Source organism: Anaerobacillus alkalilacustris (assembly GCF_001866005.1).
Taxonomy (GTDB): Bacteria; Bacillota; Bacilli; order Bacillales; family Anaerobacillaceae; genus Anaerobacillus; species Anaerobacillus alkalilacustris.
The window spans coordinates 1-20,905 of record NZ_MLQR01000028.1 but is presented as its reverse complement, the minus strand read 5'-3'; the positions used below and the strand labels follow the sequence as shown (position 1 = coordinate 20,905).

Sequence of the window (20,905 nt, the reverse complement as noted above, 5' to 3'; positions counted from 1 at the left end):
TCAAGAGAAATACAAAAGAACTGCCAAAGAATAATAGCAGTTCTTTTTAAACATTATTTTTTAACCGCTTCTAAATACTCATCATACGTCATTTGTTTGTCAACAAGTCCGTTTGGAGTGAATTCCATGATGCGATTAGCAATCGTTTGAATGAATTGATGGTCATGAGATGCAAAAAGCATTGATCCTTTAAAAGCAATTAAACCATTGTTCACAGCTGTGATCGATTCTAAATCAAGGTGGTTTGTTGGTTCATCAAGAACAAGTACGTTTGCACCACTTAACATCATTTTTGATAGCATACAACGAACTTTTTCTCCACCGGATAAGACGCTTGCTTTTTTCAAAACTTCTTCACCTGAGAAGAGCATTCTACCTAAGAAACCACGTAAGAAGCTTTCGCTATCGTCTTGAGGTGAAAATTGACGTAACCAATCAACTAGGTTTAATTCACAGCCCTCAAAGAATTTAGAGTTGTCTTTCGGGAAGTAGGCTTGAGAAGTCGTAATCCCCCATTTGAACGAACCGCTGTCAGCTTCCATTTCACCCATTAGTATTTTGAAAAGAGTTGTTTTGGCTAATTCATTAGGACCAACAAGAGCAACTTTATCGCCTTTATTTATCACAAATGAAACGTCGTCTAAAACTTTTTCTCCATCAATTGTTTTTGTTAACCCTTCGACACGAAGTAGGTCATTACCTATTTCACGATCAGGTGTAAAACCAACAAACGGATAACGACGAGAAGATGGACGAATATCATCTAATGAGATTTTGTCTAAAAGTTTTTTACGAGAAGTTGCTTGCTTTGACTTTGATGCATTCGCACTAAAACGAGCAATAAAGTTTTGTAACTCTTTAATTTTTTCTTCTTTCTTTTTGTTTGCATCTTGTGCCATTCTTGTTGCTAATTGGCTTGACTCATACCAGAAGTCATAGTTACCTACGTAAATTTGAATTTTTCCAAAATCTAAATCTGAAATGTGAGTACAAACTTTGTTTAAAAAGTGACGGTCATGGGATACAACGATAACCGTGTTTTCAAAGTTAATCAAAAACTCTTCTAACCATTGGATCGCTTTAATATCAAGGTGGTTTGTCGGCTCATCTAGTAAAAGAACGTCTGGTTTACCAAATAGTGCTTGAGCAAGTAAAACTTTTACTTTTTCTCCTCCAGATAAATCAGCCATTTTTTTATTGTGTAACTCTTCACCGATTCCAAGACCTTTTAATAGGATAGCAGCTTCACTTTCAGCTTCCCAACCGTTCATTTCTGCAAATTCACCCTCAAGTTCAGCTGCTTTCATTCCGTCCTCATCCGTGAAGTCAGCCTTCATGTAAATGGCGTCTTTTTCTTGCATAACTTCGTATAGGCGAGCATGTCCCATAATAACAACTGTCATAACTTCCACATCTTCAAACTCATAGTGGTTCTGCTTTAAGACAGCTAAACGCTCACCAGGACCCATATGAACATCACCAGTTTGCGATTCGATTTCACCTGATAAAATTTTTAAAAATGTCGATTTTCCAGCACCATTAGCTCCAATTAATCCATAACAATTGCCAGGTGTAAATTTAATATTTACATCTTCAAATAACTTTCTATCTCCGTAACGTAAACTAACATTTGAAACAGTAATCATCTATTATTTATCCTCCATCAGTCAATATCTTTAAAATTATAACAGATAAATAGGTGAAGGACAAAAAAGATTTGTAAAACTAGTGTAGATAATACATCATGTGATGTTGTTCAGAAATTTGTTTTGTATGTTTCTGCCTTTCTTTCATAACAAAGATAAAGGTATCTAGTGCAAATGAGGAAGAAGAGATAACCGTTTTTTATAACCTTCTGTAATAGGAGTAAAATCACCTAGAGACATAGATGTCTAGTAAATTTATAAGTCAGCTTATATTTAGAGGCATTTACATGATTGGCGCATATAATATCCGGACCTAATATTGAAAGGAAGTTGGCTTATGAAACCGATTATTCACCATAACCCACCAATTGGGGAAGTAGCTTCCGTTAGTTTTCCTACAATAAGTAAGGATGCTGTAATTGGAAAAGGCACAATTATCGTTGGTGATGTTATCATTGAAGAACATTCCTTTATTGGATTTAATAATTTAATCCGCTCAGATTCTTCCTGTCCATTTTTTATAGGAGCATATACGAATATTCAAGATTTTGTTTCTATTCATGCAACTCCGAATGAATACTTGGATTTTAATGGACAGAAATGGGGAGTGTTTTTAGAAGGTAATAACAGCATCTTACATCAAGCGGTAGTTCATGGACCTATTTTTATTGGGAATAACACATACGTAGGGCAAAGTACGTCACTTAATCACGCTGTCATTGGGAGAAATTGTGTTATTTTGCATGGAGCAACGGTCGCAAATAATGTGGTTATTGCTGATGATAGATTTGTGGAGCCAGGAAAAACGGTTTGGACTCAAGAGCAAGCAGATGCTCTACCTGTAGTGCCAGAAAAATATAAAGGGCTTAATGAAAAAATCGTCGATCACTATTATCGACTGGGAAAATCGTATGTAGCTCATACACCGTTATTTGAAGGAAGTAGTGAACTTAAGTAAATGATAAATAAGGGAATTGAAGTATAATTCCCTTATTTTTTACAGTATCAGAATTTATAAATTTCTAACTTGAAAACTGTCTAGCTTCAACGCCTACGAGCTCGGTCACTTCAGTCAAGCAACTGACTTCAATAACTACTTGAATAACGTCTCTGAATAGCTTCATGCAGCTTTGCTCCTGCGATTACTCGTCGCACAAAACACTGCTTCGAGGAAGCTTACTACGAAGCAATACTAGAAGACGCAGAAGCACTTAGGAAGCCAAAGAGCGGCTTCTGTCAAAGGCCGCCCCAGTGAAGCTACTACTTGGCTTACTACGAAGCTGCTTTGCGACGAGCAGACGGAGTGGCACAGGAGCAGCTGCTCGTGACCAAGGCGCTTGCGCTTTTCTTGCTTTAACTAGCTTGCTTTGTCGTTTGTTTTTGTTTTCTAAATGTTACTAACTGGAATCGCTTCATTAGACTAGTTTTTGAAATAGAATAAATCGCTAATGCTAGCCAAATAAATGAAAATGCGGCCATGTGACCAACGCTAAATGGTTCACCGAAAAGAAAAATTCCGATTAATAATGTCATGGTAGGAGCTAAATATTGTAAAAAGCCTATCGTAGCAAGAGGGATTCGTTTCGCTCCGATGGCAAAAAGTAAAAGAGGTGTAGCTGTAGCAGCCCCAGCCCCTATTAATAAGCTAAGTGTAGGTAGGGACTCAAGATATAACGCTGAACTAATACTAGAATGGACAAACAATAAGTAACCTAGTGCTATTGGTGTTACCATGAATGTTTCAATTGCAAGTCCAGTTAACGCCCCAACATCTACCATTTTCTTTAGAGCTCCATAAAAGGCAAAACTTATTGCTAGAGACAATGAAATAAGTGGAATACCGCCAGTGTAAATAGCTAATACCACTACCCCAAACGTTGCAAGGAGAAATGAAACCAATTGCCAACGTGTTAACCTCTCTTTAAATACAACCATTCCTAGGACGATGCTCATAAGTGGGTTGATATAATATCCTAAGCTAGCTTCAACTAATCGTTCATTCGCTACAGACCAAATATAAGTAAACCAATTAAAACTTATGAAGCATGCAGCTAAAAAGATAAATAAAAGCTGCTTTATATTTTTAAAAATTGCTACGATCTCTTTAAAGAAATGTTGTAACTTTCCTAACACTAGTAAAATAATAAACATTAATACTAAAGACCAAATAATACGGTGACTAAGAACCTCATCAACAGGTACGTGACCCAGAAGTTTCCAATAAAGAGGTAAAACCCCCCATAAAATATAAGCCCCTAATGCTGATAATATACCAATTCCTTGTACACCTAGCTTTTTATTCATCATGTGCTCCTCTATTCTGTTAATTTTCCTATTCCATATTTTATAGGGCAATAAGTACTTAGTAAATAAAAAGTTTCGAATGTCGAAAGTTATGTTCAACTAACTATATCGAAAAGGGTGTGATAATTTGTTCGTTATTGAAAAAACCTAATTAAGCTAATGGTGAAGAACGATAACTATATGATATAGTAATCGTTAGTTATGGTTGAAAGGATGTTTTTCATGAAAAAAGTAATATTATGCGAAAAACCCTCTGTCGGAAGGGATATCGCTCGGGTATTAAATTGTTCAAAAAAAGGAAACGGATTTTTAGAAGGTAATGAATACATTGTGACCTGGGCGCTCGGTCATTTAGTGACGTTAGCTGACCCTGAATCTTATGATGAAAAATATAAAGCCTGGAAGCTAGAGGATTTGCCGATGCTTCCAAATGATTTAAAGTTGGTTGTTATTAAAAAGACCGGAAAGCAGTTCCAAGCAGTAAAATCACAATTAAATCGAAAGGATGTTGGTGAGGTTATTATTGCAACGGACGCTGGTCGTGAAGGTGAGCTAGTTGCACGTTGGATAATTGAAAAGGCATATGTGAAAAAGCCTTTAAAACGACTTTGGATTTCATCTGTCACAGATAAAGCGATCAAAGAAGGTTTCAAAAACTTGAAATCAGGTAAACAGTATGAAAACTTATACCATTCTGCTGTTGCAAGATCAGAGGCAGATTGGTTTGTTGGTATAAATGCTACGAGAGCATTAACAACAAAGCATAATGCTCAGCTTTCATGCGGACGCGTTCAAACACCAACAATTGCGATTATTGCCAAACGTGAAGAAGAAATAAAACAATTTAAGCCGAAAGATTTTTACGGAATTACAGCCCAAACGGATAAAAACGTAAAGCTTATTTGGCAAGATTCGAAATCAAATGAGTTAAGATCTTTTGATAAAACGAAAAGCGATGAAATGTTAAAGCAGTTAAGAAAAAATAAGACCGCTCAAATAATTGAAGTTGAAAAATCAGCGAAAAAAAGCTATGCACCTCAGCTATACGATTTAACTGAGTTGCAAAGAGATGCTAATAAAGCGTTCGGATTTTCTGCTAAAGAAACTCTTTCGACGATGCAAAAATTATATGAACAACATAAAATATTAACGTATCCAAGAACCGATTCGAGATTTATTTCTACAGATATTGTTGATACATTAAAGGACCGAGTAAAGGCATGTGGAATTGGACCGTATGCGAAAACAGCTGCTAAAATTCTAAAAGCTCAAATAAAGACAAACAAATCTTTTGTAGATAACAGTAAAGTGTCCGATCACCACGCGATATTGCCGACTGAAGAATTTGTTAATTTAGCAAAACTTACAGATAAAGAACGAAAAATTTATGACTTAGTTGTCAAACGCTTTTTAGCAGTACTTTCACCTCCGTTTTTATATGAGCAAACGAAGGTAAAAGCTAGGATTGGGCAAGAAGCTTTTATTGCTAGTGGAAAAATAGTACAGTCTCTAGGTTGGAAAGAAGTTTACGAAAATCGTTTTGATGAAGAAGAAGAGAATGATTTACGAGATCAGCAGCTTCCTGAAATTTCTAAAGGAGATATAATAAACATTCTTTCAATAAACCAAACACACGGACAAACTAAGCCACCCGCTCCATTTAATGAAGCGACGTTACTTTCAGCGATGGAAAATCCAGCAAAATATATGATGACTTCAGATAAAGAACTAGTGCAAACATTAGGGAAAACAGGTGGACTTGGTACCGTAGCAACTCGTGCAGATATAATTGAAAAATTATTTAATACCTTCCTTATTGAAAAACGTGGAAAAGACATTTTTGTAACTTCAAAAGGAAAACAGCTACTTGATTTAGCTCCTGATGACTTGAAGTCCCCAGCTTTAACAGCTGAATGGGAAATGAAGCTTGAAGCCATTTCCAAAGGTCAACTAAATAAAAATACGTTTATTAACGAGATGAAAAGTTATGCAAAGTTAGTTGTTCAAGAAATAAAAAATAGTAAAGAAAAATTTAAGCACGATAACCTTACAGGAAGCAAGTGTCCTGAATGTGGAAAGTTGTTACTTGAGGTGAACGGCAAACGCGGGAAAATGCATGTGTGCCAAGATCGAGAATGTGGCTTTAGAAAAACAATTTCGCAAACATCTAATGCAAGGTGTCCAAATTGCCGTAAAAAGCTAGAGCTACGTGGCGAAGGTGAAGGGCGAATTTTCGTTTGTGGCTGTGGTCACCGTGAAAAACTTTCTACGTTTACAGAACGTAAAAATAAGGAGAAACATACTAAAGTCTCTAAAAAGGATGTATCTAAGTATTTAAAGCAGCAAAATAAGAAAGACGATGAACCATTTAATAACCCATTTGCAGACGCATTAGCAAAATTAAAAAAATAAGTAAAACAGCAGCATCTAACTTAGGTGCTGCTGTTTCGTTTATATTAAAAATCTTTCGTGAGTAATTAAATCATTTTCAATTTTGTATAAGATTACGACATGTTTTTCTTCAGTAGAACCAAGTGAGCACGTTTCATCAAGGACGTAATTTTCTAGTACGGAAGATTTGGTCATCATTCATTATGACCTTCAAGGAAATCGAGATGTATATATTAATACAACGATAATTTTGATGAGCCAAAGCTTTTTGATGCGTCGTTATACCTTCCTGTTTTTGCAGTTTCTGATGAGCTGGTTAATCGGTAAGTAGGCTTGGTAGATACGTTATTGTCGGTTCATGCACGGGGAAATTCATTTCACGCAGAGTACATAAGGAAGCAGAATTAACCTTATGATACATTCCTTTATTTTAGAGCATACTAAAATCGTCTTTTTGAGATATTTTTATAAGCACTAATGCTATCGCGATGAATAAGGTTCTTGAAAAATGGAATTTAGGAGTGTTTTTAATGTACCGATTATATACACATAACGATTTAGATGGTGTAGGTTGTGGCATTGTTGCCAAACTTGCTTTTAATTGAAATGTAGAAATACGTTATAACTCATTAATGGGTTTAGATTTTCAAGTTTCAAGGTTTCTCGAAAAACCCAAAAAAGAGGATGTTGTATTTATTACAGACTTGTCCGTAAATGAAAAGAATCAACATGGCTTAAATGAATTCGTAAATAAAGGGGGCAAAGTGCAATTAATAGACCACCATAAAACAGCCTTAGATTTTAATGATTATAGTTGGGCGAATGTCCAAGTAGAATATGATGATGGGCGGCTAGCAGCAGCTACAAGTCTCTTTTATGAACATTTAAAAGAGGAAGGGTTGATTACTCCGACTGATGTGATCGAGGAGTTTGTAGAGTTGGTTAGGCAATATGACACGTGGGAATGGGACAAAAATAATAATATACAAGCAAAACGTTTAAATGATTTATTTTTTTTAATATCAATCGATGATTTTGAAGAAAGAATGGTGGAGAGACTCAAGAAAAATGAGACTTTTGCATTTGATGAATTTGAAGAGAAAATGTTAGCTTTAGAGGAAGGAAAAATCCAACGATACGTTCGCAAGAAAAAGAGAGAACTGGTACAGACTTTTATTGAAGACTACTGTGTAGGTATCGTACATGCTGAATCGTATCATTCAGAGTTAGGAAATGAGTTAGGTAAAGACAATCCTCACCTTGATTACATAGCTATTGTCAGTGTTGGTGGAAAACGAATGAGTTTACGTACCATTCATGATCACATTGATGTTTCAGAAATAGCAGGGGAATACGGAGGTGGTGGTCATGCTAAAGCGTCTGGCTGCTCATTAACAACAGAAGCATATGAATATTTTGTTGCAGAGCCGTTTAAAATTGACCCTATGAAAGCAGATGCGTATCGAAACCAATATAATATTAAGCAATCATTACACGGTTGTTTATATGAAAATAGAGATGAAGATCAATTCTTTGTTTTTAATACTGCAGCAAATAAATGGCAAGTTGAATGGAATGGGTCTTTAATCGAAGAGAGTTTTCATACTTTTCAAGAGGCTGAAAATTATATAAAACGCAACTATTCAGCATGGTTAGTACGTGATGAGGTCTTTGTTCAATTCCTTATGGAAAACGCTATTGAGCAAAAATTGCTAAAGTTCAGTGATGTAAGAGAAGAAGAACTTGAACCTCATTTAGTATCTCAATATGAAGACGTTAGTAAAGAAGATCAATCTTATCAGCACTAAAATGAAAAAAGCTTTGAAGTTAAGAGTTAGCTTCAAAGCTTTTCGAATAGTCGAATGATTATAACTAAAACGCACCTTGTATAATTAAATTCCTCTAATCATTACCGCTTTCGTTTCTCGTAATTGGTACTGCACTTCTTCTAACTGAGTTCTTTGCTGAGGAGAGGCAGCAGTCAACATATCATTTATTTCTTCATCTAGTTCCATTAGTTGGTTCATGATAAATGGGTATTCTGTTGGATCGTTTTGTTGAATGAGTTTTACATCTAATAACTCTTTATGAGCGTTGTCTATCGTATCTTGAGCTTTTCTCATATATTCATTAATTTGATCTCTTTGTAACAAGTCTTTCGCCTCCGTTTTTGCACATTCACTTAACATTATTTGTACACATAACATGTTTTATGCAAAAACGAAGCATTATTTATTTAATAATCATAGAATATGAGTGGAGTAAGCTGGAAGTGTGCTTCATTCTAAACTAAACAAAACACGCTAGCTTAATTTCTAGCGTGTTTTGTTTAGTTATTTATTGAAATTAGTTATCGCTTTAATTTATAAGCGCTTGAAGAGGGGCTGGGATTCGTCCACCTCGTTGAATAAGTTTTTGCGATCCGAATGGATTTACACCCATCACAGGAGCGCGACCGAGGAGACCGCCAAATTCGACCATTTCGCCTTCCTTTTTCCCGGGAACAGGAATGACACGTACCGCAGTTGTTTTTTTGTTAATCATTCCAATCGCAGCTTCGTCGGCAATCATAGCTGATAAAGTTTCAGCTGTTACGTCTCCGGTAACTGCAATCATATCAAGGCCTACAGAACAAACGCATGTCATAGCTTCTAGTTTCGATAATGATAAGGCTCCATCTTCAATGCCTCGGATCATTCCATTATCCTCACTAACTGGGATAAAAGCACCGCTTAAACCACCTACATAAGAACTTGCCATTGCACCGCCTTTTTTTACAGCGTCATTCATTAATGCAAGTGCAGCGATTGTGCCATGGGTACCGACACGTTCAAGACCAATTTCTTCTAAGATTTCAGCGACGCTATCGTTAATAGCGTTAGTTGGGGCTAGAGATAGATCCATGATACCAAAAGGTACATTTAAACGTTCTGCTACAACTCGTCCAATTAACTCACCTGCACGAGTAATTTTAAAAGCTGTTTTCTTAATAATTTCTGAAACTTGCCCTAAATCTACATCAGGGTATCTACGTAGTGCGTTAAGAACAACCCCAGGGCCACTTACTCCAACATTTAAAACGACCTCGCCTTCACCAGAGCCATGAAACGCACCTGCCATGAATGGATTGTCTTCAACAGGGTTACAAAATACTACTAGCTTAGCACAAGCAAGGCCGTTTGTGTCTTTAGTTCTTTCTGCTGCATCTTTAATAATAACGCCTATTTGACGAACAGCATCCATATTTATTCCGGTTCTCGTTGTTGCTACAGAGATTGATGAACAAACTCTTTCTGTTACACTTAACGCTTCAGGTAGGGCGTCAAGTAAAGTTTGATCCCCTTTAGAAATACCTTTATGAACGAGGGCGGAATACCCCCCGATGAAGTCTACACCTAAAAATTTTGCGGCTTTATCTAATGTTTTTGCAAGTTCAATTGCTTGTTCTTTCGTCGAACTTCCTAATATTTCAGCTATAGGAGTAATTGAAATACGTTTGTTAATAATGGGAATACCATATTCTTTTTCAACAGTTTCAGCCACTGATTTTAAATCTTTTGCATATGTAGTAATTTTATCGTAAACACGATTGTTCATTTTTTCGAAATCAGAATCAGCACAATCACGAAGGCTTATTCCCATTGTAACAGTTCGAATGTCTAAGCTTTCCATTTGTACCATTCTAATTGTTTCTTGCATTTCCGTAAGCGCAATGTTCATTTCATATCTCTCCTTTAAAAATAGCCCTCTTACTACTAAACACGATGCATTGTCTTAAACAAATCTTCTAATTGGATGTTAATTTTTAAACCCATTTCTTGATTGATTTTCTCAAATTGTTCTTGGAGTTTCTCAAGACTTTCAATTTCAGATACATCAACTAACATCATCATTGTAAAGAAATCTTGGAGGATTGTTTGACTAATATCAAGAACATTAACATTGTTATTTGCTAATACATTTGTAACTTTTGCGATAATACCAACTTGATCCTTGCCAATTACACTTACTACTGCACGTCTTTTTTCCATTGTTCTCACCTCATATATTCTATTAGAAAAACTTGGCTTATCGCCCAAAAAGCGAAAGCCTTAGTTTTGCTTATACTTTAAGCCAAAAAAGAAAAATCGAAAAAGTGTTAGAAAAACGTAGCTTATCGCACCAAAAGCGGAAAACTTAGTTTTACTTATTTTTAACTCTTTCATGAAATAAAATTAAAGGGGAATAAAAAAAGATTGGATTACATCCAATCTCTAAAGGCAATAGAATAACATACAAAAAATATGTATTAGTTACTCTTCTGTCCTTTTGCCTGAGATTGTGAATCCTTCGGCGCCGCATTACCTTACGGACTCTCCAGAAGCCGCTCCTACTATAGTTTCACCCACAGTAATCATTGCTTGATATATTAAGAAGATACTATCAGCTTTTGTTGTAATAGTCAATATATCTTTGTCGATCTTTGGTGAAAAAACCAGAAAAAGGCTACCGGTTTAGGTAGCCAATTAGTTGTTTATTCATGCATTTCTCTAAGCTTTTGATCAGACGGCAAGAAAAAGGTTAGCAGCCCTAACAGAGGTAAGGAAACAACGAATAACATAGTATTTGTTAGTCCGATCCAGTCAGCTAAAATACCTAACGCTACAGACCCGAGAGCCCCCATACCGAATGCAAGACCAACGATTAATCCAGAAACCATCCCTATTTTTCCTGGAACGAGCTCTTGAGCATAAACGACAGAAACGGAGAAGCTTGATAAAATAATAAAACCGATTGCACCGAGAAGTACATAGGTTAAAAACTGTCCAGCATATGGTAAAAATAACGCTAATGGAGCAGAACCTAGCATTGATAATAATAACATGTTTCTCTTTCCGTAACGGTCTGCCAATGGCCCACCAGCAAAAGTTCCGACTGCTCCAGCAGCTAAGAAGATAAAGATATAAATAAGAGATTGATCAATGGATAATTGGAATTTTTCCATTAGATAAAAAACATAGAAGTTAGAAATACCAGCATGGAACCATGAACGGGCAAATACTAAAAATACGAGTAACGTTATCGCAAAGAGGATAGTTTTCTTTGTTAGTGGATTGTTTTCCTTCAGCTTTTTCTGTATATTTTTTTTCTTAGTTAGAAGTAATACTTGTTCTGAGTACCACCGTGCTATGTAAATTAGTAGACCAATAGCAAGAGCCGCTACTAAGGTGAACCATATTGCTCCGAATTGACCAAATGGAACTAAGATAACAGCAGTTATTAATGGTGCAAGTGCTTGCCCTGCGTTTCCGCCAACCTGATAAATCGATTGTGCTGTACCACGGCGATTTCCTGCTGCCATATAGGCAACGCGAGAGCCTTCTGGATGGAAGGTTGCAGAGCCTAATCCAATAAAAATAACAGAGATTACTACAATCCAAAATGAAGGAGCAATCGCTAAGCCTAGTACTCCCCAAAATGTAAAACACAGTCCGATTGGCAAGGCGTATGGGGAAGGTTTTTTATCGGTGTAAAAGCCAACTACTGGTTGTATAAGTGAAGAAGTAAAATTTAGTCCAAAAGCTATAATACCTAATTGAGTAAATGTTAGTCCCATTGATTGTTGTAAAATTGGAAACATTGCTGGAACGACAGCTTGAATAGCATCATTTAGTAAGTGGACAAATCCAATAATAAATAAGATGTTGTACATTGTTTTAGGTTCTGAAACAACGTTTGTATTTTGTTTTTGTAATGATTGCATAGTTGTTCTCCTTCTGTGAAAAAGTTCTTAATTATAATGAGGAATTTTCATAATTACCAAAAATGAGCCACATATATAATTAATTATACATATCTAAGTGATGAAAGTAATAAATTATGAAATTAATTATTATATCCTAACATTTTCTGTTAAATGAATGAACAGAAAATATCGAAAAATCCTCACGATCTATCTTTCTATGTAGTTTTTTGTTAAGATCATAGTTATGAGTTTTAAAGAAAATCGATTATACGTGTATGAATCTAATTTACAAATAAAATCATTAAGGAGATGATCTTTTGTCAAATAAAAACTCTCTCATGATTATCGATGGTATGGCCCTTCTGTTTCGTGGCTATTTTGCTACTTCCTATACTGGTTCAATTATGAAAACGAGTAAAGGTGTACCGACAAATGCAATATTTGGCTTTGTTAAATACATGCAAGATGCGATTCGAACTTTTCAACCGACTCATGTTCTTTGCTGTTGGGATATGGGGGCAAAAACGTTTCGTAATGAGCTATATCCCAATTATAAAGCAAATCGTAGTGAACCACCTGAGGAGTTAATTCCACAGTTTGAGTTAGTTAAAAAGGTTGTAGCTAGCTTTAATATTCCAAATGTTGGTGTTGAGGGATATGAGGCGGATGATTGTATAGGAACTATTGCGAAAAAATACAGTGATCAGCTTCTAATTCAAATCCTAACTGGAGACCATGATAGTTTACAGCTAGTGAGTGAAAACATTCAACCTATCATTATGAAGAAAGGGATGTCCAATTATGAAGTATTTACGTTGGACAAGCTTCAAGAAGAAAAAGGATTAACACCCTCACAGTTTATTGATTTAAAAGGATTAATGGGTGATGCAAGTGATAATTATCCAGGTGTTAAAGGAATAGGTGAGAAAACCGCTACTAAGTTACTTAAAGAATACGAAACAATTGATGGAATTCTTGAAAATTTAGCTAAGCTTCCTAAAGGAGTTCGTAATAAAATTGAAACAGAGATTGAAATGCTACATTTATCTAGGAAATTAGCTGAAATCCACTGTGAAACACCAGTTGAGATTAATATTGAAGATTGTTTACGAGATTTTGATGAAATGAAGATTATTACAATGCTAGAAGAGTTAGAATTTTCGCGGTTATTAAAGGGTGGGTCCTTCATTGAAGGGTTGAAAATGAATGTTGAGCCTTTAGTTTAAAATAGTACGGGACTTACTATAGTAAGCCCGTTTTTTTGTGGAATATAACGGAATGCTATGATTACGAATCACAATTTTTTTATCAAAATTATATAGTATCGCGATTAAATTATGTTAGAATTCAGTTTGTTGGTAAAAGACCTAACAAATATATTAAACGGTTATAAAAGGGGGTTTTGATATGAAGCTGCGCGTTTCAGCTGTTCAATATCATCTACACACAATCAATAGTTTTCAGGAGTTTGAAAACCAAGTGACTCACTATGTGAAAACTGCTGCAGAATTTAAATCTGATTTCGTATTATTTCCTGAGTTTATAACTACTCAATTAATGTCAATTAAAGGGGAAGAGCAAAGGATAGGAACCATTCAAGATTTACCGCGATTTACAACTAGATACCAGCAGTTGTTTAGTACATTGGCCAAGCAACATGGAATGCACATTATTGGTGGAACGCATGTAATTGAGCAGGAAGGAAAGCTATACAATGTTGCTCATTTATTTTTTCCTGATGGAAGAATTGGTTTTCAACCAAAGCTTCATATCACCCCTACAGAACGCGAGGAGTGGAACATAACAGGTGGGGAAGGTTTACAAGTGTTTGATACATTCAAAGGTAGAATTGCTGTGTTAACATGTTATGATATTGAGTTCCCTGAAATAGTTCGCATGGCAAAGGCAATGGGGGCAGATGTGGTTTTTTGTCCTTCTTGTACAGACGATTCCCATGGTTTTCACCGTGTACGTTATTCTTGTCATGCTAGAACAATAGAAAATCAAATTTATGTAGTAACGACTGGCACAATAGGTTCGCTTCCAACTGTTGATTTTATGCGAATGAATTATGGTCAAGCTGCAATCATTACACCTAACGATGTTCCATTTCCGCAACGAGGAGTTCTCATAGAAGGCGACATAAATAACGATATGATTATTACTGGTGATCTTGATTTAGATTTACTATATGAAGTAAGAAACGAAGGATCTGTTACGACATGGCGTGACCGTAGGACAGACCTCTACCCAGATTGGGTACAATTAGTACGTAAAGACGAACTTATTGGATAGGTATAGTAGTATGTATGAAGTCTAACTTAATTCAAAACGTGAAAAGGGGTTTTGTTTTTGATGTACAAAAAAGAAATTTACCATTTTCATGAGGGAAAACCGTTAAAAGTGGTTGTACGGAATTATCAAAAAGAGGACTTTGATGAGTTAATTCAAATCCAAAAAGAAAGTTTTCCACCGCCATTTCCACCAGAGCTTTGGTGGAATGTGGATCAACTGACAAATCATACTACCTTATTTCCAGAAGGTGCCCTTTGCATTGAAGTAGAAGGGGAGATCGCTGGCTCTATGACAGGTCTACTTGTTGAGTTTGACCCATTACATCCTTGGCATAATTGGGAGGACATTACCGATAATGGCTATATAGGTAATCACAATCCTAATGGGAATACCCTCTATGTTGTTGACATTTGTGTAAGACCATCTTATAGGAAACATAAGCTGGGAAAGGTTCTTATGGACTCTATGTACGATGTCGTTGTTCATAAAAAACTTGATCGACTACTAGGTGGTGGAAGGATGCCAGGTTACCATAAACTAGCTTCTCAACTGACACCAGAAGAATATTTGGAAAATGTTGTTCGGGGCGGAATACGTGATCCTGTGATTACATTTTTACTTCAGTGTGGTAGATTACCTGTAACGATAGTAGGAAACTATTTAGAAGATGAAGAATCATATAACTATGGTGTTCTTATGGAATGGAAAAATCCATTCAAATATAATTTGTAAGATAACAAGGTTGCTGATTGGTAACCTTGTTATCTTCTATATAATCAGAATTTATAAATTTCTAACTTGGAACCTGTCTAGCTCCAGGCGCCTTGCGCTTTTCTTGACGCGTTTGGAAAGTGTAAAATTAATGAAACTTTTTTTTGATTAGATCGTCTAACATTTAAAAGTGAATTGAGGTGGTCATATGCAAAAGGTATATAATGCTGTTTTTATTTTCATTAGCATTTTTCTAGTAGCAGGATGTAGTAGTAATGAAAGTCAAAGTATTGATGGGGGATATGCTGGAATTCCAATGGTTATGGAAGAGGCAGTGATGGATAAAGAGACGGTACCCATTCAAGAAGGCTTTCGGACAACAGAAACAATCGAAGAGCAACGTTTAAATTCGACGGAACGAATGGTCATATATAATGCTAACTTATCGCTAGAAGTAAATGACTATGAACAAGTAGAAGCAAATATTCAACAGAGAGTAAACGCTATTGGTGGATATGTTGTAGAATCTTCCATTTATTTTAGTGGTGAAGATCGAATAAATGGAAATTTAGTTGTGAAAGTTCCACAAAAATCTTTTCATTCTTTTATACATGAAGTAGAATCAGTAAGTATTAAAGTCCAAGACCGGCACGTTAGCGGAAATGACGTTACAGAAGAGTATATTGATTTAGATGCCCGTTTACGCTCTAAAAGAGTTGTTGAGGCAAGATTACTTGATTTTATGGAGAAAGCTGAACAAACAGAAGATTTGTTAAAAATATCAAGTGATTTAGCAAAAGTTCAAGAAGAAATCGAACAACTTGTAGGAAGAATTAATTATTTACAGACAAATGTAGATTATTCTACTGTGTCGATTTATTTAACTGAGAAACTTGTAAAGATACCAACCATTCAAGATAAGGAAGTTTTGAATACATGGGTCAAAGCAAAAAGTCTGTTCATGGACAGTATTAATGGACTAATGTCATTTTTTTCAACGGTTATAATATTAGCAATTGGACTAAGTCCAGTTTTCATTCCATTAGCAATTCTTGTCTTGTTTATGGTAATATATGTAAGAAAAAAGAGAGGTAATAATCCTTTTGAAGGTTAAAGAAAACAGACTGCATAGCGCGGTCTGTTTTCTTTGAATAGTCAAGTGATAAACATCATGGATTTGTAAAATTTTTATTACCAATTATTATTACTAGGTAATAAAAAGCACTTGCATTTAGTCTTTTGAATTGGTACGATTTTATTAATAACATGGAAAGTAAAATTATAAGTTCAATCATAGATGAAAGTAACAAACCAAACCATGTTTCATGATATTAGTTTTTTTATGAGGGGGAGCTCTTTTGAATATACCACAGTTAAAAATCGCACATATGACACCGAAAGTACCAATTATGCAAGGTGGAATGGGAATTGCTATTTCTTTAAGCGGATTAGCTTCAGCAGTTGCTAACGCAGGTGGAATTGGAATCATTTCAGGAACAGGTATTTCTATCGATGAGATGAGAGCACAAATTCGAAAAGCGCGTGAATTAACAAACGGCAAAGGATATATAGGAGTAAACGTATTATTTGCGATGACAGATTTTGCAAACACAATTAAAGCAGCGATGGAAGAAAAAGTTGACTTTATCATTTCTGGTGCAGGTATTTCCCGAGATATGTATCAATGGGGTAAAGAATACGGAGTGCCAGTAATTTCTATCGTATCATCTGGTAAATTAGCGAAGATCTCTCAACGTCTAGGCGCAGCAGCTGTTGTTGTTGAAGGCTTTGAGGCTGGTGGGCATTTAGGAACTGATCGTCCTCTTTTTGATATTTTGCCAGAAGTAGTCGAAGCTGTTGATATTCCAGTTATTGCTGCAGGTGGAATTATGACTGGTGAAGATATCGCTAAAGCACTACAGATGGGTGCGTCTGGAGTTCAAATGGGTACACGTTTTGTAGCAAGTGTTGAATGTGATGCAGCTGATGCATACAAACAAAAGTATCTTAATTGCCAAGAAGGAGAAACAGTTTTAGTAAAAACAACTGTAGGCCTTCATGGTAGAGCAATCAAAAATAGCTTTGTCGAAAAAGTAAATAATCTTGAAAAGATTAAGATTGATAAATGTTATTCTTGTTTAAAGCACTGTAATTATCAATTCTGTACGTTAGACTCTTTAGTTCAAGCTGTAAAAGGTAATGTTGAAAATGGTATCGTTTTTGCAGGGGCTAGAGTTAGTGAAATAAAAGATATTTTACCAGTACAAACAATTATCGATAATTTAATGGAATCTTGCAATCGAGCAATTTCATTAAATGCATCAAATGGTTAGGAAAAGAATAAGTGCCTTGGTAACGAGCGATAGGCGCTTGCGCTAGACAGTTTCTAAGTTGGAAATTTATAAATTCTTATCTTTTAGTAAAAACGGGGTTAGGTCTTGTACCTAATCCCGTTTTTTGTTGAGTTTTATGAAGAGAATTACTCTTTTTCAAACTTTATTGTTGCAACTGCATCATGAACATGGATGGATTCTTCGTTTCTACACTCTACAGTAAAAGCTCTTATATCATTATTCTCATAAAGATCTGCAGCGACTAAACGAACCATATCTTCCACAAATCTAGGGTTTTCATAAGCCTTTTCTGTAACCATTTTTTCATCTGGTCGTTTTAATACTGGATGAAGTGATGCACTAGCATTAGATTCAGCTGCTTCTAATAGAATCTTTTTCCAATCTTTTTCACCTATACTGTCAGAATAAAGTTCTGTTTCAATACGGACATATCCACGTTGGTTATGAGCACTGTACTCACTTATTTCTTTAGAACAAGGACACAGTGTAGTTACAGCTGCTGTTAATCCCGTTACATATGTAAACTGTTTTGTCTCTTGGTCATATGTAACAGAAATTTTTGCATCAGCATGCATTAAACCGACTTTGGCTAAAGCTGGGCTTTTACGTTCAAAAAACCAAGGGAATGTTACTTCGATAGATGCCGCAGTTTGATTCATTATTACTGCAAGTTCTTTTGTAAAGCGACGTAATTGCTCAAAAGATAAGACAAACCCTTCTTCTTCATGATATTTTTGAAGAAGCTCAGTTAAACGACTCATATTTATTCCTTTGGACATTTGAGTAAGGCTTGTTGTTAATGAAAAAGTACCAATCGTAGTTTGGACAGATGGCAAAAGGTCAGAATGGAGTATAACAGGATGTTTGACATTACTGATGCCTACTGAATTTATGGAGAAAAGAAAATCATTTGGTGTATTTTGTAAGTCCTTCATTTCGTCTTTATTTTTAGGCTTTGTTCCTTTAATTGGTGGTACTGACCCAAAGCGCTTGTGTCTCTCTTTCTTAGACGGTAAATCGAAAGTTTTATGCATAGTAATAACCTCACTTTTTGTAGATGAACACGAACTTCTCTTATTATAATAAATCATATTGATATAGTACAAAAGAAACGAACTAAAAATATATTATTTATTTATCGATTCATTTACCTCATTTCATTCATCAGTTCTCTATCGTGTCTTTCTTGCATAATTTGTATCAAAGGAATGATAAGGGGGGTACAAATTGAACCGATTCGCATATTATAGCGAAGATCCCGAACAAGTTGAAGAATATGTAAAGTCGATCTTGCCGTTTATATCAGATATTTGTGAATTCGAATTGCATAATATTGAAAAGACACCATATAATGAGGTCGTTGAAAAGACTGGATACTTACACAGGCGAGTATTTTATAATCGTAAAGAATATGAAGCCAGTATGAAAAATGCATATCGTAAGTTAGTAAAAAAGCTAAGGTATACGTTTGTTTTAAGGGATGACACATTAAACGAGGTTTGGTTAAATACCAATAGTAAAATGCTTGAAACGTTAAATATTTTGCATATGCTTGGAATAAAGGAATTCCATCATTTTCGAAATAAAGTTTCATATAAAGCTACTAATTTAGTTCCAAATCATGATTTAAATGTACTTATAGAGGACGATAACGGGAATAAACTTTTTTTAGCAAAGTTTCGTTTTCCGTATGCATGCAAACGTATTAAAGCGGTTGAATATTTACATCAATTTGGATTTTTAAAACCATTTGCAACGAAATTTGATTATGGGGAAAATATCACTTATTTTGATAAAGACTCAATTCGTGAAGCAGAAGCTTATGAATATGCAACCAATAATTTGTTTCTTTTCGAAGAAGAAAGTGTCGATATCTCAACTGCAAAAACAATTATAGAAGAAGTAGCGAAAATTTCAGGTGGGGATGTAAACTTTGTATTTATTTCTTCGTGAAAGAACATAGCTTTCATTTACAATAGGTGAGAGGAGATATACTGTGCGGAGAGTTATTCAAAACTTGAAGGTGAACGAGACAATAAAAGAATATTTTTTACTCACTAATATACAAACGAAGCTAGGAAAAAACGGAGCATACTTTGAAATGACTTTGGCAGATGCTTCTGGGGAAATCAAGGCGCGTAAATGGGATTTAAAAGAGATCGATTATCAATTATACGATCTCTTACAAAAAGAGCTCCCACAAGTTATTCTTGTAAAAGGTTTTACAAGACAATTTCAACAATCGATGGATTTAAAGGTTTTTTATCTAGCAATACCGCTAGACGATGTTACTATTTCGATTTCTGATTTTTTACCAACAGCACCGATTAATGTTAATGATGCTTTTTGTGAAATAGAAGATACCATTTCGAGCTTAAATAATAAAATAATAAAAAATATCGTTAGTCAAGTTTATCAATTATATAAACCATTTTTAGTTCAATACCCAGCCTCTATTCACGGACATCAAGGTTATGGTGGTCTTATTTGGCATACACTAAATACAATTAGATTATGTGAAAGTGTTTATATTTTATATAAAAACATGCTAAATCGTGATCTGCTAATCGGTGGTGCTATTCTCCACGATTTAGCAAAAATCAAAGACTATAAAATAGAAAAAGGCATCGTTACAAAAGTTACAGATCAATCTAAGTTTATTGGACATATTGTCACTATGGCCTATGATGTTAGGGATACGGCACGAAGATTGAACATAGATGTCAATACGCAGGAAGTAGAATTACTAGAACATATGATACTAAGTTCTCATGGTAAAGGAGAATATGGTAGCCCGATAGAGCCGATGATCCCAGAGGCATTTGCTCTTCATCTTGTTGATGCTCTTGATACAAAATTAGGGATTGTCCACCAACTTTTGGAAAAAACTTCCCTAGGAGAGTGGTCTGAATGGTCAAAAATTTTAGGACAAAGATTAAAAAAGGTCGTCATTGATAAGTAAAAAAGATGAGTAAAGAAGGCTACTACTTTCTTTGCTTATCTTTTTTTGTGTTTTTACAACAAATAGTTAGTAGATCTAATTTCTATAAAACCTTTATATAAAATTTATACTTTTCCATGGCTTGAGAGAGCGCGCGCTCAGTAGAAGCACGCGGAAGCCAAAGAGAGGCTTCTGTCAAAGGCCGCCCCAGTGAAGCTACTACTTGGATTACTACGAAGTTGCTTTGCTCTTGAGCAAACGGAGTGGTACAGGAGCAGCTGCTCGTGACCAAGGCGCTTGCGCTTTTTCTGTGAAAATAAAAAACTTGGGATTTATGCTATTGAGTTAAGATGCGGCTAAATCTTAAAGGTTTTTAAGTTGTTTTCTAAAAAAGGCAATAGGAAATAGAGGGTGTGTAATAAATTTTTTAAAAACACAACCTGATGATCTATGTTTTTCAGTTTTTGATAATTAACGACTCAATGCTGGTTCGGAATAGCTTTGGTTATTTAAAAATAAGGTGTAAATGATTCTTATA

At 35.3% G+C, this 20,905-nt stretch carries 18 protein-coding genes and 1 riboswitch; of the genes, 10 read left to right on the top strand and 8 right to left on the bottom strand.

What is annotated here, in order from left to right; genetic code table 11:
- Positions 1–53: 53 nt before the first annotated feature.
- On the bottom strand, positions 54–1,646 hold the full coding sequence (locus tag BKP37_RS10545) for an ABC-F family ATP-binding cassette domain-containing protein (protein ID WP_071309564.1): 1,593 nt from the start codon (positions 1,644–1,646) through the stop codon (positions 54–56).
- 337 nt (positions 1,647–1,983) lie between these two features.
- Here BKP37_RS10545 and BKP37_RS10540 point away from each other — a divergent pair, with 337 nt between their 5' ends.
- Positions 1,984–2,604 (top strand): LbetaH domain-containing protein, encoded by a 621-nt coding sequence (locus tag BKP37_RS10540; protein ID WP_071309563.1) that lies wholly within the window; start codon positions 1,984–1,986, stop codon positions 2,602–2,604.
- Positions 2,605–2,999: 395 nt separating this feature from the next.
- Here BKP37_RS10540 and rarD read toward each other — a convergent pair whose 3' ends face one another.
- On the bottom strand, positions 3,000–3,950 hold the full coding sequence (gene rarD, locus BKP37_RS10535) for an EamA family transporter RarD (RefSeq protein ID WP_084034650.1): 951 nt from the start codon (positions 3,948–3,950) through the stop codon (positions 3,000–3,002).
- A 222-nt stretch (positions 3,951–4,172) separates the two neighbouring features.
- Between rarD and BKP37_RS10530 the strand changes: the two genes are divergently transcribed.
- On the top strand, positions 4,173–6,362 hold the full coding sequence (locus BKP37_RS10530) for a DNA topoisomerase III (RefSeq protein ID WP_071309561.1): 2,190 nt from the start codon (positions 4,173–4,175) through the stop codon (positions 6,360–6,362).
- A 39-nt stretch (positions 6,363–6,401) separates the two neighbouring features.
- Here BKP37_RS10530 and BKP37_RS20110 read toward each other — a convergent pair whose 3' ends face one another.
- Complete coding sequence (locus tag BKP37_RS20110; protein WP_169823130.1) at positions 6,402–6,539, bottom strand: hypothetical protein; 138 nt, start codon at positions 6,537–6,539, stop codon at positions 6,402–6,404.
- 434 nt (positions 6,540–6,973) lie between these two features.
- On the opposite strand from BKP37_RS20110, the gene BKP37_RS10525 reads away from it, so the two are divergent.
- On the top strand, positions 6,974–8,149 hold the full coding sequence (locus BKP37_RS10525; RefSeq protein WP_071309560.1) for a DHH family phosphoesterase: 1,176 nt from the start codon (positions 6,974–6,976) through the stop codon (positions 8,147–8,149).
- Positions 8,150–8,233: 84 nt separating this feature from the next.
- On the opposite strand, the gene BKP37_RS10520 is transcribed toward BKP37_RS10525, so the two are convergent.
- The 4 genes from BKP37_RS10520 to BKP37_RS10505 form a co-directional block, all read right to left on the bottom strand.
- The gene (locus BKP37_RS10520) at positions 8,234–8,494 is read right to left on the bottom strand and encodes a DUF2524 family protein (protein WP_169823129.1); all 261 of its coding nucleotides are present in this window, start codon (positions 8,492–8,494) and stop codon (positions 8,234–8,236) included.
- A gap of 205 nt (positions 8,495–8,699) precedes the next feature.
- Positions 8,700–10,061, bottom strand: a complete 1,362-nt coding sequence (locus tag BKP37_RS10515; protein WP_071309558.1) for a PFL family protein — start codon at positions 10,059–10,061, stop codon at positions 8,700–8,702.
- Between the two features lie 35 nt (positions 10,062–10,096).
- A complete protein-coding gene (locus BKP37_RS10510) occupies positions 10,097–10,372 on the bottom strand; it encodes an ACT domain-containing protein (protein ID WP_071309557.1) in 276 nt (91 codons plus the stop codon).
- Positions 10,373–10,631: 259 nt separating this feature from the next.
- Positions 10,632–10,711: riboswitch (glycine riboswitch) on the bottom strand.
- Between the two features lie 143 nt (positions 10,712–10,854).
- Entirely contained in the window at positions 10,855–12,084 is a 1,230-nt protein-coding gene (locus BKP37_RS10505) for an MFS transporter (protein ID WP_071309556.1), read from the bottom strand.
- A 320-nt stretch (positions 12,085–12,404) separates the two neighbouring features.
- Between BKP37_RS10505 and BKP37_RS10500 the strand changes: the two genes are divergently transcribed.
- From BKP37_RS10500 to BKP37_RS10480, 5 genes are all read left to right on the top strand, one after another.
- Positions 12,405–13,292, top strand: a complete 888-nt coding sequence (locus BKP37_RS10500; RefSeq protein WP_071309604.1) for a 5'-3' exonuclease — start codon at positions 12,405–12,407, stop codon at positions 13,290–13,292.
- 181 nt (positions 13,293–13,473) lie between these two features.
- Positions 13,474–14,361, top strand: coding sequence for a carbon-nitrogen hydrolase family protein (locus BKP37_RS10495; RefSeq protein ID WP_071309555.1), 888 nt, complete (start codon positions 13,474–13,476; stop codon positions 14,359–14,361).
- A 60-nt stretch (positions 14,362–14,421) separates the two neighbouring features.
- Entirely contained in the window at positions 14,422–15,093 is a 672-nt protein-coding gene (locus tag BKP37_RS10490; protein ID WP_071309554.1) for a GNAT family N-acetyltransferase, read from the top strand.
- Between the two features lie 187 nt (positions 15,094–15,280).
- A complete protein-coding gene (locus BKP37_RS10485) occupies positions 15,281–16,186 on the top strand; it encodes a DUF4349 domain-containing protein (protein WP_071309553.1) in 906 nt (301 codons plus the stop codon).
- Positions 16,187–16,460: 274 nt separating this feature from the next.
- The gene (locus tag BKP37_RS10480; protein WP_071309603.1) at positions 16,461–17,405 is read left to right on the top strand and encodes an NAD(P)H-dependent flavin oxidoreductase; all 945 of its coding nucleotides are present in this window, start codon (positions 16,461–16,463) and stop codon (positions 17,403–17,405) included.
- A 146-nt stretch (positions 17,406–17,551) separates the two neighbouring features.
- On the opposite strand, the gene folE2 is transcribed toward BKP37_RS10480, so the two are convergent.
- The gene (gene folE2 / locus BKP37_RS10475) at positions 17,552–18,460 is read right to left on the bottom strand and encodes a GTP cyclohydrolase FolE2 (protein ID WP_071309552.1); all 909 of its coding nucleotides are present in this window, start codon (positions 18,458–18,460) and stop codon (positions 17,552–17,554) included.
- 193 nt (positions 18,461–18,653) lie between these two features.
- Between folE2 and BKP37_RS10470 the strand changes: the two genes are divergently transcribed.
- Together BKP37_RS10470 and BKP37_RS10465 are read left to right on the top strand one after the other, a co-directional pair.
- Complete coding sequence (locus tag BKP37_RS10470; RefSeq protein WP_071309551.1) at positions 18,654–19,379, top strand: hypothetical protein; 726 nt, start codon at positions 18,654–18,656, stop codon at positions 19,377–19,379.
- Positions 19,380–19,422: 43 nt separating this feature from the next.
- Positions 19,423–20,388, top strand: a complete 966-nt coding sequence (locus BKP37_RS10465) for a 3'-5' exoribonuclease YhaM family protein (protein ID WP_071309550.1) — start codon at positions 19,423–19,425, stop codon at positions 20,386–20,388.
- Positions 20,389–20,905 lie beyond the last annotated feature (517 nt).

What these genes read in the sequence shown, in the direction of transcription:
- BKP37_RS10545 (WP_071309564.1), bottom strand. Translation starts at nt 1,646, where the DNA reads ATGATTACTGTTTCAAATGTTAGTTTACGTTACGGAGATAGAAAGTTA.
- BKP37_RS10540 (WP_071309563.1), top strand. Translation starts at nt 1,984, where the DNA reads ATGAAACCGATTATTCACCATAACCCACCAATTGGGGAAGTAGCTTCC.
- rarD (WP_084034650.1), bottom strand. Translation starts at nt 3,950, where the DNA reads ATGAATAAAAAGCTAGGTGTACAAGGAATTGGTATATTATCAGCATTA.
- BKP37_RS10530 (WP_071309561.1), top strand. Translation starts at nt 4,173, where the DNA reads ATGAAAAAAGTAATATTATGCGAAAAACCCTCTGTCGGAAGGGATATC.
- BKP37_RS20110 (WP_169823130.1), bottom strand. Translation starts at nt 6,539, where the DNA reads ATGATGACCAAATCTTCCGTACTAGAAAATTACGTCCTTGATGAAACG.
- BKP37_RS10525 (WP_071309560.1), top strand. Translation starts at nt 6,974, where the DNA reads ATGGGTTTAGATTTTCAAGTTTCAAGGTTTCTCGAAAAACCCAAAAAA.
- BKP37_RS10515 (WP_071309558.1), bottom strand. Translation starts at nt 10,061, where the DNA reads ATGAACATTGCGCTTACGGAAATGCAAGAAACAATTAGAATGGTACAA.
- BKP37_RS10510 (WP_071309557.1), bottom strand. Translation starts at nt 10,372, where the DNA reads ATGGAAAAAAGACGTGCAGTAGTAAGTGTAATTGGCAAGGATCAAGTT.
- BKP37_RS10505 (WP_071309556.1), bottom strand. Translation starts at nt 12,084, where the DNA reads ATGCAATCATTACAAAAACAAAATACAAACGTTGTTTCAGAACCTAAA.
- BKP37_RS10500 (WP_071309604.1), top strand. Translation starts at nt 12,405, where the DNA reads ATGATTATCGATGGTATGGCCCTTCTGTTTCGTGGCTATTTTGCTACT.
- BKP37_RS10495 (WP_071309555.1), top strand. Translation starts at nt 13,474, where the DNA reads ATGAAGCTGCGCGTTTCAGCTGTTCAATATCATCTACACACAATCAAT.
- BKP37_RS10490 (WP_071309554.1), top strand. Translation starts at nt 14,422, where the DNA reads ATGTACAAAAAAGAAATTTACCATTTTCATGAGGGAAAACCGTTAAAA.
- BKP37_RS10485 (WP_071309553.1), top strand. Translation starts at nt 15,281, where the DNA reads ATGCAAAAGGTATATAATGCTGTTTTTATTTTCATTAGCATTTTTCTA.
- BKP37_RS10480 (WP_071309603.1), top strand. Translation starts at nt 16,461, where the DNA reads ATGACACCGAAAGTACCAATTATGCAAGGTGGAATGGGAATTGCTATT.
- folE2 (WP_071309552.1), bottom strand. Translation starts at nt 18,460, where the DNA reads ATGCATAAAACTTTCGATTTACCGTCTAAGAAAGAGAGACACAAGCGC.